This is a genomic window from Pseudoxanthomonas sp. LjRoot204_2 (assembly GCF_056175765.1).
Map to the genome: position 1 here is coordinate 1 of NZ_JBGFFG010000024.1, position 16433 is coordinate 16433.

Sequence of the window (16433 nt, forward strand, 5' to 3'; positions counted from 1 at the left end):
CTTCGTCGGTGAGGGTGTAGATGATGCGGGGCGTATCCGACATGGGGATCAGGACTCTCGACAAGGGGCGATGGGGAAGTCAGCGCGCCATTGTCGCGTGTCGCCGCACGCAGGGCAAAACGAGGGGGTATGGATGGTGCCCAAGCGTCCAGGGACACCCTTCAGTGCCGGGGAAGGTTGCCGTAGGAACCGTCCGCCACCGGGGCGCCGCGCAAAAAAAGCGGGCGTGGATCGCTCCACGCCCGAGCTTGCCCCACACACGTGGGAGAGAGACTTGCCTTGCGGGTTACTTGACTTCGATTTCCTGCGTCATGCCGACCGGCTGACCATTGAGGGTCACGTCGACCTTGTACTTGCCGGCGGGCCAATCGGTGGCCTTGGTGAATTCGATGTTGGTGGTGCCTGCGTCCTCGGCCTTGACGGTCGTGGATTGCTTGGCGGCCTCCTGACCGTCCTGGAAGGTCAGCTTCGCCTCGATGGTGGCATCAGCAGGAGTGGTGGCATCCGTCTTCACCGACACGATGATCTTGTCCTTGACGCCGAACATGCCGACAGCGGCAACGGACTTGTCGGCGGCGGCAGTGTTGCCCACGGTGACTGTCGTGGCGCTGACGGGAGCGGGCGCCGGCATCGGCTCCGCAGGTGCGGGGGCCGGCTCCACCGCGGCGGGCGGGGTGACGACGGGTTCTTCCTTTTTCTTGCAGCCGACCAAGGCGACGGTACCGACCAGCGCGGCGGCCAAAGCGTAAGAGATGCGGTTCTGCTTCATGGGTTCAATCCTTGTGGATGAAGTGGAGTGGCGATCAGGCGTCGGCGGGCTTCGGAGGAAGCTTGATGACCTGCCCGGGGAAGATGCGGTCGGGATCATCGATCGTGTCGCGGTTAGCTTCGAAGATCTGCTTCCACGCATTGGCGCTACCGAAATGCTCCTTCGCGATCTTGGAGAGCGTGTCGCCCTTCTCGATCGTGTAGGTCTGCTCGCCTACAATCTCTTCGGTACTGTCAACGCGCGCCGTAACGTCCGAGAAATCTGCTTTCTCGACAATCTGCTCGGTCGAAACGACCTTGGCGCTGACGTCAGAGAAGTCAGCCTTCTTTTCTGTGCTCATTGCAACCACCCTTCTTGGCGGGCTGTGGGATGAGCAGAGCGTTGCACGTGCCTTGTTAAGAATCCATAGCGCGTGCGTGAAATCGCTTCTATTGTTAGCTGAGTGACGTTACTGCCGTTGATCGCGCTTCATGAGCGGGACATTCATGTCGGCGGTGGCGCGCCAAGGATTGATATCCAAGCCACCGCGACGGGTGTAGCGCGCTTCGACGGACAGCGACGACGGCCGGCAGTGCGCCAGCAGATCGTGAAAAATCCGTTCGACGCACTGCTCATGGAACTCCGCGTGGTCGCGGAAGCTCACCAGGTAGCGCAGCAGTTCGATCCGATCGATGCGCGGGCCGGCATAGCGGATCACGACCGTCGCCCAGTCGGGCTGGCCGGTGACGGGACAATTCGACTTCAGCAGTTCCGACGAAAGGAGTTCCTTGACCTTGGCTTCCGGATCGGCGGCGAGGAATTCGGCGCGCGGTGGTCCGTAGTGGTCGATCTCCACGTCCAGCCCGTCGAGCGATTCGCCTTCGGGCATCTCGGCCATCGGCGGCAGCCCGAGCACCACGCCCACGTCCGCGCCGGCGCGCGCCGACAGGTCGGTGGCAATGCGCTCGAGCACCGCGGCATCGCTGTTGAAGCGCGTGCTGTTGAGCGAGTTGAGATAGAGCTTGAGCGATTTGGATTCGATCAGGCACGGCGACGTGCACGGCACGGTCAGCGTGGCGGTCGCCACGCGCGGTTTGCCCCGGGCATCCAGCCAGCTCAACTCGTACGCATGCCAGCGGTCGTGACCGACGAACGGCAAGGCATCGGCGGCGATGCCGATCTCGTCGCGCGCGCCCTGGCGCGGGATCGGGAAGAGGAGGGTTGGGTCGTACTGCGTCGGGTACGCGACCTCGCGGCCCAACGAGGAATCCTGGGGAGTGTTGTTCATGCTGGCCATTCTACGGACGGGCCCTAAAGCCGGGGTGTATAACGACGGCCTCTCCCCGAGGAGGTTCCCCATGCGATCACTGCTGCTGCCCGGCCTGTGCGTGATGCTTGCCGCCTGCGCCATCGGGACTGCCAGCGATGACGGGCCGCGTCCCACCCCGCCTGCGGACGATGGCCTGGTCCGTCCGCAAGGCGAGGGCGCCGTCGTGATGCAGGTAGGCCAAGTGCTGGAGATTGCGCTGATGTCGAACGCGAGCACGGGGTACGCGTGGGAATTCACGTCCGACGGCGCGCCGGTGCTGTCGCGCACCACCGGTCCGGCCACGCCGCCGCCGATGGACACGCAGCCGCCCATGCCGGGTGCGTCCTCGATCGCGCGCTGGTGGTTCCGTGCGGACAAGGCAGGCGAGACCACGGTGCGGATGGTGTACCGGCGGTCGTGGGAGACCGTGCCGCCGGTGGAAGTGGTGGAACATCGGGTGATCGTGCGCTGATTCGTTGTTTCGGTCCTTGGTCTCCGCGCCGGCCCTGCGCGGCTTGGCTTCGATCTTTCCGCAAGGCAAAGTGACCGCTCCCCCGAAGGCCAGGGAGGCCGTCATGACTTCACCTGCATCCTTTCTCTGGTTGGCGCTGCTGGCGGCACTGCCGGCAGCAGCGCAGAACGCMCCTGCCGCGTCCGCCCCCGGCGTGCCGCCGGTCGCCGTTCCCGTGGTCGACCCGGTCTTCGCCGCCTGCATGACCACGTTGCGCGGCGTCGCCGAGAAGCAGGGCATAGCGACGGCCACGTTCGACACGTACGCGAAGGATCTGGCCGCCGACATGAGCGTGTTGGACCTGCTGGATGCACAGCCGGAGTTCACCACGCCACTGTGGGATTACCTGGCGGCGCTGGTCGACGACCAGCGCGTGGCGGACGGGCGGGCAATGCTGGTGACGCATGCGGACCTGCTGGGTCGTGTCTCGCAGGCGTATGGCGTGGATCCCGCCACCGTGGTCGCGGTATGGGGCGTGGAGAGCGACTATGGGCGCGTGTTCGGGAAGCGACCGCTGCTGGTGTCGTTGTCCACGCTCTCGTGCTTCGGTCGCAGGCAGGCGTTCTTCCGGGGCGAATTCCTGACCACGTTGAAGCTGCTGCAGTCCGGCGACGTACGGGTGGAAGGATTGACTGGCTCGTGGGCCGGCGCGTTCGGGCACACGCAGTTCATGCCGAGCACTTACGAACGCATCGCCGTCGATTTCGATGGCGACGGTCGCCGCAACCTGATCGACAGCATTCCCGACGCGCTGGCATCGACCGCGAACTACCTGGTGAAGTTGGGTTGGCGCATCGGTGAGTCGTGGGGCCATGAGGTGACGCTGCCTGCCGGTTTCGACCTCGCGCAGGCAGGGCGCACGAACCGCAAGCCCCTGGCCGCGTGGGTCACGCAGGGCATCTCGCGCGTCGACGGACAGCCGTTGCCCGCCGATGATCGCAACGCGGCCATTCTGGTACCCACGGGCATCAATGGTCCCGCCTTCGTCGTGTTCAAGAACTACGACGCCATCTATTCCTATAACGCGGCCGAAAGCTATGCACTGGCCATCGCGCTGTTGGCCGATCGCCTGCGTGGCGGCACGGGACTGGTGACGCCCTGGCCGACGGACGATCCCGGCCTGGGTCGTCCGCAGCGCCGCGAACTGCAGACGCTGCTGCTCGCGCGAGGCCACGCGATCGGCACGGCAGACGGCATGATCGGCACGCAGACGCGGCGCGCGATCGTAGTCGAACAGCAGCGCCTGGGCCTGCAGCCCGCGGACGGCCGGGCCGGTGCGAAAGTACTCGCCGCGCTGAAGGCGGAAGGGCCGCCCGTCGCGCCACCGGAGCCGCGAAAGCCGTGAGTGCATTACCCGAAGGCGTGACCCAGGAACGCTGGCAGGACATCGACGTGCTGCGGGTGGAAACCCCGATGTCCCTTGCTCGCGTCAGTCTGCACGGCGGGCAGGTGCTGTCGTTCGCACCGACGGGATTCGACGACCTGCTCTGGGTGTCGCCGGCCACGGCCTTGCCGCCGAATTCGATCCGCGGCGGCGTGCCGGTGTGCTGGCCCTACTTCGGCCGGCAGGGACAACCCGACGATGCACCCCAGCACGGTCATGCACGCGTATCGCGCTGGCCGCTGACGGACGTGCGGCGCGAAGCCGATGGCAGCGTGGTGCTCAAGCTCGCGTTGCCGCTGCGGGATGGCGTGCCGCTCGAACTGATCCAGACTGTGCACGTCGGCCGCGACCTCCGGCAGAGCCTGGACACGCTCCATCGCGGTGAGGCGCCGGTCGTGCTGACCCAGGCGCTCCACACGTATTTCCGCGTGGCCGACGCGGCACAGGTGCGCGTCACGGGCCTCGATGGCCTGCGCTATGCGGACAAGTACGCCGGCGGCACGCACGTGCAAGCCGGCGACTGGACGCTGCACGACCCGCGCGACCCGGGCCGCAGCGACCGGATCTATACCGGCACCGGCCATCGATTCGACCTCATCGATCCCGCCGGCCGCCGCCGCATCCGACTGGACACCTTCGGCAGTCGTTCGCTGGTGGTCTGGAACCCGGGCGACGCCGGTGCGGCCACCATCGCGGACATGCCCGGCGACGGCTGGCGGACCTTCGTCTGCCTGGAAGCCGCGAATGCCGCCGAAGACGCGATCGAACTGGAACCCGGCCAGCGCCATCGGCTGAGCCACGTGATCTCCGCAGCACCGTTGTAGGAGCGACGTCAGTCGCGACCCCACGTCCTACGCCGTCACGTCCTTCTTGGTCAGCGCGGTTTCTCGGACTCGACGGCTTTTTTGCGACGTGCGGGCTTTGCCGTCGCGACTGACGTCGCTCCCACAGGGGGACCACAAGGCGCGACATGCCCTACACTTGCGCACCTTTTCGCCGGTCCGCTCCGTGAACGCCGAAGCTCCCGCACACGCCGGCCGCCGCGCCGCTCTGATCTTCATCTTCGTCACGGTGCTGATCGACATCCTGTCGTTCGGCGTGATCATCCCGGTGTTGCCGGATCTGGTGAAGCAGTTCACCGGTGGGGATGCGGCGCGCGCTGCGATCTGGGTGGGTATCTTCGGCACGGTGTTCTATGCCATCCAGTTCATCAGCTCGCCGGTGCAGGGCGCGTTGTCCGACCGATTCGGACGCCGGCCGGTGATCCTTCTCTCGTGCCTGGGCCTGGGTGCCGACTTCGTATTGATGGCGGTCGCCGGCACCCTGCCGCTGCTCCTGCTGGCGCGAGTCTTCTCGGGTGTGTTCTCGGCGAGCTTCACGACGGCGAATGCTTACATCGCCGACGTCACCCCGCCGGAGCGGCGCGCACAGGCCTTCGGCATGATCGGCGCGGCGTTCGGCGTAGGGTTCGTCATCGGTCCCCTGATCGGTGGTGCGCTGGGGGACATCGATCTGCGTCTTCCGTTCTGGTTCTCCGCAGGGTTGGCGATGTTGAACTTCCTCTACGGTTGGTTCGTGCTTCCCGAATCGCTTGCGCCGGAAAAGCGGACCAGCCGCATCGATTGGAAGCACGCGAACCCCTTCGGTTCGTTGGTATTGCTCAAGCGCTATCCGCAGGTGCTCGGCCTGGTCGCCGTCGTCTTCATCGCGAACCTCGCTCACTTCGTCTATCCCAGCGTATTCGTGTTGTTCGCCGGCTACCGCTTCCAATGGGGTCCGAAGGAGGTCGGCTGGGTGTTGGCAGCGGTGGGCATCCTGAGCGTCATCGTGAACGCCATGCTGATCGGTCGCGTGGTGAAAAGACTCGGCGAGCGCAGGACACTATTGCTTGGCCTGGCATGTGGTGCGCTCGGTTTCGTCGTTTACGGGTGGGCACCAGTCGGTACCGCCTTCCTGCTCGGATTGCCCATCAGTGCGCTATGGGCGCTGGCCACGCCCGCGACACAGTCGTTGATCACGCGTGAAGTGGATGAGCGCGAGCAGGGGCGCATGCAGGGCGCGTTGATGAGTCTCGCAAGCCTGGCGGGCGTCATCGGCCCGATGATGTTCGCGGGGACGTTCGCGCTGTTCATCGGAAAATCCGCGCCCGCCCATGTCCCCGGCGCCCCGTGGTTTCTTGCTGCGATCCTGCTGTTCTGCGGCATGCTGGTGGGATGGCGATTTGCGCGTCCCAAGCCGCAGGCGCCGATGACATGAAAGAAGGCCGCCCTGGGGCGGCCTTCTTCGTTGCGCGACAAGCGCGCTGGATCAATCGTTCTCCACGTGGATGATTTCGCCGGTGTTGGCGGCCAGGTGGATCTCGACGTCATTGCCGTCGGCGCGCTCGGCCTCGGCCTTCCAGACGCCGTCGTCGAAGTCCACGTCGTGCACCTTGGAATAGCCGGCGGCGGCGAGCTTCGCCTTGACATCGTTCTCGCTGAGGTTGGACACCAGCTTCTCGGCCACGATGTCGCCGCTGGCCGGATTGATGCGCACGTCGACGCGGTCGCCGTTGGCGCTGGTCGCATCGGTTTCCCACTGGCCGTCCTCGAAATCGAGATCGTCGATGTTCGTGTAGCCCTTCTCGGTGAGCAGCGCGCGCACCTGCGGCTCCTTCAGCGCGTCCTTGCCTGCGGTCGGCGCTGGCGCCTGAGCGAACGCGGCGCCCGACAGTGCGGCAAGCGCGGCGAGCGTCAACAGGCGATGGCGGTAACGGATGGTCTGCATGGAAATCTCCTATGGGATGGCGTGGACCGAATCCTGCCCACGCCCGCATCACCCCCAGGTGAATCCGTGCCGTTGAAAATGAACACTCCACGCCGCTTTCACCCGCATGAGCGGAACGCGAACGAGGCTCAGGTGCGGCGCAATACCAGCAGCGTCACCACGCCCGCGACCAGGCCCCAGAACGCGGAACCGATGCCCGCGAGCGACAAGCCCGATGCCGTCACGAGGAAGGTCACCAGCGCGGGCTCGCGCTCCGCTTCCTCGCGCAATGCGGCGGCCAGGCTGTTGCCGATGGTGCCCAGCAATGCGATGCCGGCGATGGCGAGGATCAGTTCCTTCGGAAAGGCGGCGAAGAGCGCCGCCACCGTCGCGCCGAACAGACCTACGAGCACGTAGAACACGCCGGCCGCGATGGCCGCGACGTAACGACGCGCGGCATCTTCGTGCGCTTCGCGGCCCATGCAGATCGCCGCCGTGATCGCCGCCAGGTTGAGCGCGAACGCACCGAACGGCGCCAGCACCAGGTTGACCACGCCGGTCCAACCGACGACAGGCGAAATCGGAATCGGATATCCAGATGCGCGGATCACCGCCACGCCGGGGACGTTCTGCGAGGCCATCGTCACGATGAACAAGGGCAAGGCGATACCGACGACCGCCGCGAACGAGAACGTCGGCGTGGTGAAGATCGGCTTCGCCAGTTGCAACGACAGACCGTCGATGCGCAGCAAGCCGAGCGCGCCGGCGATAGAGATGCCGACCAGCAACGTCAGGATCACCGCGTAGCGGGGCAGCAGACGGCGGGCGAGCAGGTAGGCCGCGAACATCGTCAGCACCATGCCCAGTTGCGTCTTCATGGACGCGAACGCGTCGATGCCGAAGCGCAGCAGCACGCCGGCCAGCATGCCGGACGCCAGCGATACCGGGATGCGGCTGATCATCCGTTCGAAGAAGCCCGAGAATCCGCACACGGCGATCAGCAACGCCGACAGCAGGAACGCGCCGATCGCATCCGACAGCGGCAGCCCGGCGACGCTGCTGATCAGCATGGCCGCGCCGGGCGTGGACCACGCCGTCACCACCGGCATCCGGTAACGCAACGACAGGCCGATGCACGTCAGGCCCATGCCCAGGCCGAGCGCCCACATCCACGACGAGATTTCTTCCGGCGAGGCGCCCAGCGACTGCGCCGCCTGGAACACGATCACGGCCGAACTCGCGAAGCCGACCAGCACGGTGACGAAGCCGGCCGCGATGGCGGACAGCGAGAGATCCTTCAGCAGGTGGCGGGAGGGAGATTCCATGGAGCGGTTACTCATGTGGGAGCGACGTGAGTCGCGAACGCTTTTTCAGCGAACTCCGATGGGCATTTTCAGCCAACTCCGATGGGCATTTCACGGTGCAAAAAGGATGGCGACGATCCGCCGCGCGCTTTCGCGACTTACGTCGCTACCACAACAGCCGACTGCCGCTTTCCGACGGCCTCGCACCATCGCTTCGCCACGGCCAGCGACGTGGTGCACACCGCCTCGTCGGTCACCGTGGTCACGGCGCGCTCCAGCAACTGGATGTCGGCTTCGTGCTGGCGCGCCACGTGCGGATCCTCGAAGAAGATCACGCGTTGGCAGCGATGCTCCAGAACGCGGTCGGCGATCTGCGCGTCGCCGCCAAGCGGGCCGCTCTGGAAGCGTTCCACCCAGGGCACGTCCTGCGGCCAGCCGCGGCTCCACGCCAGTTCGTTGAGGCGCAGGCCGGTGGTCCCGGTCGCCATGCGGTGCGCGAAGCGGGACAGCACGTCGAAGTGCGCGTCGGCGAACGCGAGCATCTGCGGCTTCATCGCATCGTGTGCGATCAGTGCCAGCGTCTGCGATTCCAGCGCATGGAAACGATCGGCGCCGCGGTCGGGGGCGAAGCCGGCATGGATGCGTTCCATCTCGATCCAGTCGCGCGCCGAGGCGACCGTCGACAGGAACGGCTTGCCGTGGATCACGCACTGGCGCTTCAGCGCCGTGGCTTCGGGGAAGATCGAGGACGGATCGACCGGATCGATGAAGTAGATCGCACCATCGAGGCTGCGTTCGGCGCCTTCCAGCCCGACGACTTCCGCCACCAGCTTCATCAGTCCGCCGTCGCGGCCGTACGGATACCGCTTGAGCCCATCGTAGCCGCGCAGCATGCCGGCGGCGGCGATCGCATCGTGCGTGCGGCCGACCGCATGCAAGGCCAGCTGAAGGTCGCGGATGCCGGGCTCGCAGGCCCGCAGCCAGCGGAACAGCGCCGCATCTTCGGTATGGTGGTGCAGGCGGTTGGCAGCCAGGCCCAGGCGCATGTTCGATCAGATGGACAATGGAGCCGCGAGTCTAGCGTAGGGCGGGCTCAAGCCCGCCATGGGGATCGCCCCGAATGACGATGCCGTGCGCGGCTTCGCGACAAGGTGGGCTTGAGCCCACCCTACGCCAGCAGCAACGTCGCGATGCTGCCCGCCGCATCGCGTCCCTCGGCGACCGCGGTGACCACCAGGTCGGCGCCACGCACGGCGTCGCCGCCGGCGAACAGCTTCGGGTGCGTGGTCTGGAACGGCAGGCGATCGCCGCCGCCGGCGACGATGCGTCCGTTCGGTGTGCCTTCCACGCCGACGTCGGCTAACCACGCCGGCACGGTCGGCGAGAAACCGAACGCGATGATCACCACGTCCGCTTCCAGCACCGATTCGCTGCCTTCGACCGGCACCGCGTTCTGGCGGCCGCGTTCGTCGGGCTCGCCGAGCTTCGTTTCGACCACCTGCACGCCGGCCACCGTGCCGTCGTCGCCGGCCACGATGCCGAGCGGCTGGCGATTGAACAGGAAGCGCACGCCTTCCTCGCGGGCGTTGGCGACTTCACGGGCGGAGCCGGGCATGTTGGCCTCGTCGCGGCGGTAGGCGCAGGTCACCTTCGCCGCACCCAGGCGGATCGCGCTGCGCACGCAGTCCATGCCGGTATCGCCGCCGCCGAGCACGACCACGCGCTTGCCCTGCAGGTCCGGCAGCTGCAGCTTGTCCTCCCAACCGGCGATCGCGCGGCCCCAGGGATCGTTGCCGCTCACGATGCGGCCGTTCTGCACCAGGAAGGGCAGGGCCGGCAGCACGCCGTCCAGGTCCTGGCCGGGCAGGCCGCCGTCGGTATAGCGGTAGGCGCCGGTGCCGAGGAAGACCGCGTCGTACTCTTCCAGCAGCTGCGCGAGCGTCAGGTCGCGGCCGATCTCCACGCCCAGGCGGAATTCCACGCCCATGCCTTCCAGCACCTCGCGGCGCTGCGCGATGACGCTCTTGTCGAGCTTGAAGCTGGGGATGCCGAACTGCAGCAGGCCGCCGATCTGTTCGTAACGGTCGTAGACCACGGCCTGGATGCCGGCGCGCGCCAGGCGGTCGGCGCAGCCCAGGCCCGCCGGTCCCGCACCGATGACCGCGACGCGCTTGCCAGTCGGCTGCACGTCGCTCAGGTCCGGCCGCCAGCCATTGGCCAGCGCGGTGTCGACGATGTACTTCTCCACCGCGCCGATGGTGACCGCGCCGAATTCCTCCAGCGTGCAGCTGCCTTCGCAGAGGCGGTCCTGCGGGCACACGCGGCCGCAGACTTCCGGCAGCGGGTTGGTGGAGTGGCACAGCGCGGCGGCTTCCTCGATGCGGTTCTCCTGCACCAGCTGCAGCCACTGCGGGATCGCGTTGTGCACAGGGCACTTCCAGCTGCAGTAGGGATTGCCACAGTCGAGGCAACGGCCTGCCTGGTACTGCGCTTCCTCCTTGCCGAACTTGCCGTACAGCTCGCCCCAGTCGCCGGACGTGCGCAACTCCAGCGGGATGCGTTGCGGCATCGTCCGCGGCAGGTCGAGGAACTGGAATACCTGCTTCTTGCTCATGAGGACAGTACCTGCTTCCCCTCTCCCTTGATGGGAGAGGGTGGCCGAAGGCCGGGAGAGGGTGAGCCGGAGACCGTTGCGGCGAAGCGCCACGTCAGCGCATCGAGTGCACGGACGCAACGACACGCGTCGCTGCGCTTGCGCCCCCTCTCCTGCCCTGCGGGCATCCTCCCCCGCGAGGGGGGAGGAGAAAGGCGGAGCGCGCTCATGCTGCGCGCCTCAAGGTCTCGTTCAACGAATCGATGCTCGCGGCCTTCGGCTTCACCAGCCAGAACTTGCCCACGTAGTCGCGGAACTCGTCGAGAATCTGCTGCGCCCAGATGCTGCCGGTCAGTTCGCGATGGCGGCTGATCAGCGTGTGCAGGTGCTGGCGATGGCTCTCGAAGCCTTCCGGGCTGATGCGGTGGATGTCGATCAGTTCGTGGTTGTAGCGGTCGACGAAATCGCGGTCCAGGTCGAGCACGTAGGCCAGGCCACCGGTGAAGCCGGCGCCGAAGTTCAGGCCCACCTTGCCCAGCACCAGCACGATGCCATCGGTCATGTACTCGCAGCAGTGGTCGCCGGCGCCTTCGATCACCGCCAGCGCGCCGGAATTGCGCACGCCGAAGCGTTCACCCGCGCGACCGGCGGCGAACAGCTCGCCGCCCGTCGCGCCGTACAGGCAGGTGTTGCCGATGATGGGCGTGTTGCGTGCCTCGAAGCGCGCGCCGCGCGGCGGACGCACCACCAGCCGGCCGCCGGCCATGCCCTTGCCCACGTAGTCGTTGGCTTCGCCTTCCAGCTCCATCTGCAGGCCGCCGGCGTTGAACGCGCCGAAGCTCTGCCCCGCGGTGCCGCGGAAGCGCAGGTTGAGCGGTGCGTCGGCCATGCCCTGGTTGCCGTGCTGGCGCGCGATGGCGCCGGACAGGCGGGTGCCGATGCTGCGGTCGGTGTTGTGGATCAGGAAGCGATGGTCGCCGCCGCTCTTCTTGCGGATCGGCTCGGCGAGCAAACCATCGAGCTGCGTGGCCAGGCTGTCCGGCGATTCGTACAGGCGTTGCGCCGCGCAGCTGCTGCTGTCGAACTGCGCGCCCTTCAGCAGTCGCGACAGATCGACGTTCACGCCTTCGCGGGGCGATACGTCGAGTTGCTGCAGCAGGTCGGTGCGGCCGACGATCTCGTCGAGCGAACGCGCGCCGAGGTACGACAGCCACTGCCGCACTTCCTCGGACAGCAGGCGGAAGAAGTTCTCCACGCGCTCGGGCAGGCCGGTGAAGTACTGCGTGCGCAGGCGCTCGTCCTGCGTGGCCACGCCGGTGGCGCAGTTGTTGAGGTGGCAGATGCGCAGGTACTTGCAGCCGAGCACGATCATCGGGCCGGTGCCGAAGCCGAAGCTGTCGGCGCCGAGCAGCGCGGCCTTGACCACGTCCAGGCCGGTCTTCAGGCCGCCGTCGGTCTGCAGCACGGTGCGGTCGCGCAGCTGGTTCACCACCAGCGCGTGGTGCGCCTCGGCCACGCCGAGTTCCCACGGCACGCCGGCATACCGGATCGAGCTCACCGGGCTGGCGCCGGTGCCGCCGTCATGGCCGGAGATGGTGATCAGGTCCGCGCCGGCCTTCACCACGCCGGCGGCGATCGTGCCCACGCCCGCATGGCTGACCAGCTTCACCGAGACCAGGGCCGTCGGGTTGATCTGCTTGAGGTCGTAGATCAGCTGGGCGAGGTCYTCGATCGAATAGATGTCGTGGTGCGGCGGCGGCGAGATTAGGCCGATGCCGGGCTTGGCGTAGCGCAGGCGCGCGATCAGCTCGTTGACCTTGTGGCCCGGCAGCTGGCCGCCTTCGCCGGGCTTGGCGCCCTGCGCGACCTTGATCTGCAGCACTTCGGCATTGACCAGGTACTCCGGCGTCACGCCGAAGCGGCCGGAAGCGACCTGCTTGATCTTGCTGCGCTTCTCGGTGCCATAGCGCGCGGGGTCTTCGCCGCCCTCACCGGAGTTGCTGCGGCCGCCGAGCCGGTTCATCGCGATGGCGAGCGCTTCGTGCGCTTCCGGCGACAACGCGCCGAGCGAGATCGCCGCGGTATCGAAGCGTCGCAGCAAGTCGGTGGCGTCGGCCACCTCGTCGATCGGCGTCGGCACCTCGGCTTTCTTCAGCTGCAACAGATCGCGCAGTGCCGACGGCGGGCGCGAGTTCACGGCGTCCGCGTAGGCCTGCCAGTCGCGGGCGTCGCCGGTGCGCGTCGCGCGCTGCAGCGTCATCACCACGTCCGGGTTGTACATGTGGTATTCGCCGCCGTGCACGTACTTCAGCAGCCCGCCGACTTCCGGCGATTCGCGGTCGTTCCACGCACGCGCATCGAGCTGGCGCGCCTCCAGGTCGAGGCGTTCGAAGCCCACGCCGCCGACCCGCGACGGCGTCTCGGCGAAGCACAGGTCGACCACGTCCGGATCCAGGCCGACGATCTCGAACAACTGCGCGCCGCGGTAGCTGCTGATCGTGCAGATGCCCATCTTCGAGATGATCTTCGACAGGCCCTTGTAGATGCCCTTGCGGTAGCTGCGGCCGATCTGCGTCTGCTCGCCACCCTTCTTAATCTGCAGGATCCCGCGCCGGYCCAGGTCGAACAGCGTCTGGTACGCCAGGTACGGATACACCGCGGTGGCGCCCACGCCGATGAGGCAGGCCATGTGGTGTGGATCGCGCGCGGTGCCGGTCTCGACGATCAGGTTGGCGTCGCAGCGCAGGCCAACGCGGCAGAGGTGATGGTGCACGGCACCGGTGGCGAGCAGCGCATGCGCCATCGGCCGGCCCGGCTGCGGATAGCGGTCCGACAGCAGCAGCATGACCTCGCCATCGCGCGCCGCCTGTTCGGCCTCGCGGCAGATCCGCTCCAGGCCGGCCTTCAGGCCTTCCTCGTGCGAATAGGACAGGTCGATCAGGCGGTTCTTCTCGACGTACTGCGGCATCTTCAGCAACTGCCGCAGTTTGCGCTGGCTCAGCACCGGCGAATTGAGGATGACGTGGTTCACCGTCTCCGGGCCGGCGTGGAAGATGTTGGTCTCCCGGCCCAGCTGGGTGGTCAGCGACATCACGCAGTCTTCGCGCAGCGGATCGATCGGCGGGTTGGTGACCTGCGCGAACGCCTGCCGGAAGTAGTCGTACAGCGGCCGCGTCTGCCGGCTGAGCACGGCCATCGGGGTGTCGTCGCCCATCGAGCCGGTGGCTTCCTGCTCGGTCTCGGCGAGCGGGCGCAGCACCTGCTCCACTTCCTCGGTCGAGAGCTGGAACAGCTTGTGGTAGCCGCGCAGCGTGCGTTCGTCGAAGGGTTCCTCGACCAGCGACGGATCGATCAGCTCGGTCTGCAGGTAGGTCACGCCCTGGTGCAGCCACTGCTTGTACGGCGCGCGGCCACGGTTGATGCGGTCCACCGCTTCGCTGTCGAGCAGGTCGCCGCGGCGCAGGTCGATGGCCATCATCTCGCCCGGGCCGAGCTTGCCCTTGCGGGTGACGCGTTCGGCCGGCACTTCCCACACGCCGGCTTCGCTGGCGACGATGAAGTGGCGGTCGCTGGTCAGCATCCAGCGCGCGGGGCGCAGGCCGTTGCGGTCAAGCGTGCACGCGGCGTAGCGCGCGTCCATGGAGACGATGCCCGCCGGGCCGTCCCACGGTTCGGTATTGAGGCCGTAGAACTCGTAGAACGCGGCCAGATCGGCGTCCTTGAACTCCAGCGACTGCGTCGCCGGCGGCACCAGGATGCGCAGCGCCTGGATCAGCTCCATGCCCCCGGCGACCAGCAGCTCCAGCATGTTGTCCAGGCTCTGCGAATCGGAGCCGTGCATCGAGATGACCGGGTCGAATTCGCCGATGTCGAAGCGCGGCGTCTTCCACACCTTGCTGCGCGCCTGCGCCCAGCGGCGGTTGCCCTCGATGGTGTTGATCTCGCCGTTGTGCGCCAGCAGCCGGAACGGATGCGCCAGCGGCCAGCGCGGCAGCGTGTTGGTGGAGAAGCGCTGGTGGAACACCACCGCGCTGCTGGCCAGGTCGCTGCGCTGCAGGTCCGGGAAGAAGGTCGACAACTTGTCCGGCAGCACCATGCCCTTGTAGCCGATCGCATGCGGCGACAGCGTGACCACGTAGAAGTCGGGCACGGACGCGCGCAGCTGCTGTTCGGCCCGGCGGCGCGCGAGGAACAGCGCGAGCGCGAAGGCTTCGTCCTTCTGTCCTTCGTCGGCCTCGACGTAGAGCTGTTCGATGCGCGGCAGGGTGTCCTTGGCCAATTGGCCGCAGACGGCGTCGTTGGTGGGCGGCACGCGCCAGCCCTTCACCGCCACGCCGGTGCGGAACAGTTCGGCTTCGAGCGCGGCGCGGCATTGCGCGGCCTGCACCTCGTCGTGCGGAAGGAACACCAGGCCCGCGGCGAAGCGCGCGCCCAGTGCGATGCCGGATTCGGCGGCGAGCGCGCGGAGGAATGCCTCCGGCTTGCGGATCAGCAGGCCGCAGCCGTCGCCGGTGAGACCGTCGGCGGCCACGCCACCACGGTGGGTCATGCGCGAGAGCGCAGCGATCGCAGTGTCGACCAGCGCGCGCGAGGGCTGGTCGTCGAGCTGCGCGATCATGCCGAAGCCGCAGGCGTCGCGTTCGTCGTTCGGGTCGTAGAGACCCTGTTCAAAGCCGCCTTGGCGATTGCGAGGGGCCATGTCTTGCCTCAAACCGGAGTGACGGCGACACCGTGCCCTGCCCACGCAGCGGCACTTCGAAATGTCACCGGAAATCCGACTAGACCATAGATGTTGCGACGCCGCAACAACACCTATGGCGCACCACCTGTTGGTTGCAAAGGCAACTTTTCACGGGGCAAAACCGTGTCCGCCGGACAACAAAAAACCGCCCGCGTCGCCGCGGACGGTTCGTCATCCGATGGACGTGGCGCGAAGCGTCAGCCGCAGTTGACCGAGGTCGCCGCGCCCTTCTCGTCGAGGATGATGTTCAGGCGGTTCGGATTGAAGTCCATCGTCGCGGCGTCGCCCGGCTTCAGCGCGCGCACGGCCTCGGACTTGCTGTCGGCCTTGGCCTGTTCGATGTCGGCCTCGCTCGCGGTCTTGCCGATGATCCACTGCGCCTGGGTGTCGTCGCAGCTGCCGGCGAGTTCGGCCGGCGCGGGCTCGGCGGCGGGCGGCGTGGCCGCTTCGCTGGCCGCGGCCTGGGACTGTTCGGCGGCGGCGGTCTGTTCGTCGGCTTCGGGCGACGAGCAGGCGGCCAGCGAGAGGGTCAACAGCAGGGCGGGAATCGCCGTTCGGATCATGCGTAACTCCGGAGGGTGAGATGGAAGGAAGGATTGCGCACCGGACATTCGAGAGTCGTTAACCGGCCGGCGCGCGCCTGCGTTCGAGCCACCATAGCAGCGCGCTGGCGGAAAGCCAGGCGAGGAACCACGGCCAGGCGGGCCCGCGAACGCCTTCCATGGCCGATGGCGATGCCACCACTGCGCTCGCGGCGCCTGTGTGCGAGCGTGTCTGCGCCTGGAGCTCGGCGCGATGCAGCGACGGCGCATCGTCTTCGGCGCGGACGAAGAACGGCGTCGCGGCGTCGCCCACCCTCAGCTGATGCCAGCCCGCGCTTCGCGGCCAGAAGCCTGCGCAGCGCGCGCTGCCGGTGGCGGGATCCCGCACTACCTGCGTCGTGATGCCGTCAGGTGCGACGATCCGTGCGTCGTCTGCGATGCCGCACAGCGCCATGCGCTCGCCCGCGCGCGCGCCGTCGGGCGCCGCGGCAATGGCCTGCGCGCCCGCGCGTGCCAGCGTGGCGAACGCCTGCGACCACAGCGCGGCGTGCACGTC

At 67.4% G+C, this 16433-nt stretch carries 13 protein-coding genes and 1 pseudogene; 4 read left to right on the plus strand and 10 right to left on the minus strand.

The window, feature by feature from the left end; genetic code table 11:
• Positions 1 to 286: 286 nt before the first annotated feature.
• From AC04L7_RS02165 to queF, 3 genes are all read right to left on the minus strand, one after another.
• Positions 287 to 769, minus strand: coding sequence for a hypothetical protein (locus AC04L7_RS02165; RefSeq protein WP_436000861.1), 483 nt, complete (start codon positions 767 to 769; stop codon positions 287 to 289).
• 34 nt (positions 770 to 803) lie between these two features.
• On the minus strand, positions 804 to 1109 hold the full coding sequence (locus AC04L7_RS02170) for a LysM peptidoglycan-binding domain-containing protein (RefSeq protein WP_436000859.1): 306 nt from the start codon (positions 1107 to 1109) through the stop codon (positions 804 to 806).
• Positions 1110 to 1217: 108 nt separating this feature from the next.
• Entirely contained in the window at positions 1218 to 2036 is an 819-nt protein-coding gene (gene queF, locus AC04L7_RS02175; RefSeq protein ID WP_436000857.1) for an NADPH-dependent 7-cyano-7-deazaguanine reductase QueF, read from the minus strand.
• Positions 2037 to 2106: 70 nt separating this feature from the next.
• On the opposite strand from queF, the gene AC04L7_RS02180 reads away from it, so the two are divergent.
• From AC04L7_RS02180 to AC04L7_RS02195, 4 genes are all read left to right on the plus strand, one after another.
• On the plus strand, positions 2107 to 2529 hold the full coding sequence (locus tag AC04L7_RS02180) for a protease inhibitor I42 family protein (protein ID WP_436000855.1): 423 nt from the start codon (positions 2107 to 2109) through the stop codon (positions 2527 to 2529).
• Positions 2530 to 2659: 130 nt separating this feature from the next.
• Positions 2660 to 3913, plus strand: a complete 1254-nt coding sequence (locus AC04L7_RS02185) for a lytic murein transglycosylase (protein ID WP_475512460.1) — start codon at positions 2660 to 2662, stop codon at positions 3911 to 3913.
• Positions 3910 to 4776 carry a D-hexose-6-phosphate mutarotase gene (locus AC04L7_RS02190; protein ID WP_436000853.1) on the plus strand — a complete coding sequence of 289 codons (867 nt, stop codon included), beginning with the start codon at positions 3910 to 3912 and terminating at the stop codon, positions 4774 to 4776. Before AC04L7_RS02185 ends, AC04L7_RS02190 begins: the two co-directional genes overlap by 4 nt.
• 184 nt (positions 4777 to 4960) lie before the next feature.
• On the plus strand, positions 4961 to 6208 hold the full coding sequence (locus AC04L7_RS02195) for a TCR/Tet family MFS transporter (RefSeq protein WP_436000851.1): 1248 nt from the start codon (positions 4961 to 4963) through the stop codon (positions 6206 to 6208).
• Positions 6209 to 6259: 51 nt separating this feature from the next.
• Here AC04L7_RS02195 and AC04L7_RS02200 read toward each other — a convergent pair whose 3' ends face one another.
• The 7 genes and pseudogenes from AC04L7_RS02200 to AC04L7_RS02230 form a co-directional block, all read right to left on the minus strand.
• Entirely contained in the window at positions 6260 to 6718 is a 459-nt protein-coding gene (locus AC04L7_RS02200) for a PepSY domain-containing protein (protein WP_093489131.1), read from the minus strand.
• Positions 6719 to 6846: 128 nt separating this feature from the next.
• Positions 6847 to 8022, minus strand: coding sequence for a benzoate/H(+) symporter BenE family transporter (locus AC04L7_RS02205; RefSeq protein WP_436000848.1), 1176 nt, complete (start codon positions 8020 to 8022; stop codon positions 6847 to 6849).
• Between the two features lie 137 nt (positions 8023 to 8159).
• Positions 8160 to 9047: a methylglyoxal synthase gene (locus tag AC04L7_RS02210; protein ID WP_436000846.1), complete on the minus strand. Its 888-nt coding sequence runs from the start codon at positions 9045 to 9047 to the stop codon at positions 8160 to 8162.
• A 122-nt stretch (positions 9048 to 9169) separates the two neighbouring features.
• Complete coding sequence (locus AC04L7_RS02215) at positions 9170 to 10615, minus strand: FAD-dependent oxidoreductase (RefSeq protein ID WP_296278750.1); 1446 nt, start codon at positions 10613 to 10615, stop codon at positions 9170 to 9172.
• Positions 10616 to 10820: 205 nt separating this feature from the next.
• Positions 10821 to 15293 (minus strand): glutamate synthase large subunit, encoded by a 4473-nt coding sequence (gene gltB / locus AC04L7_RS02220; protein ID WP_475512459.1) that lies wholly within the window; start codon positions 15291 to 15293, stop codon positions 10821 to 10823.
• A 239-nt stretch (positions 15294 to 15532) separates the two neighbouring features.
• Positions 15533 to 15898, minus strand: coding sequence for an I78 family peptidase inhibitor (locus AC04L7_RS02225; RefSeq protein ID WP_299344603.1), 366 nt, complete (start codon positions 15896 to 15898; stop codon positions 15533 to 15535).
• Between the two features lie 58 nt (positions 15899 to 15956).
• A pseudogene (locus tag AC04L7_RS02230) lies at positions 15957 to 16433 on the minus strand (carboxypeptidase regulatory-like domain-containing protein); the annotation flags it as partial.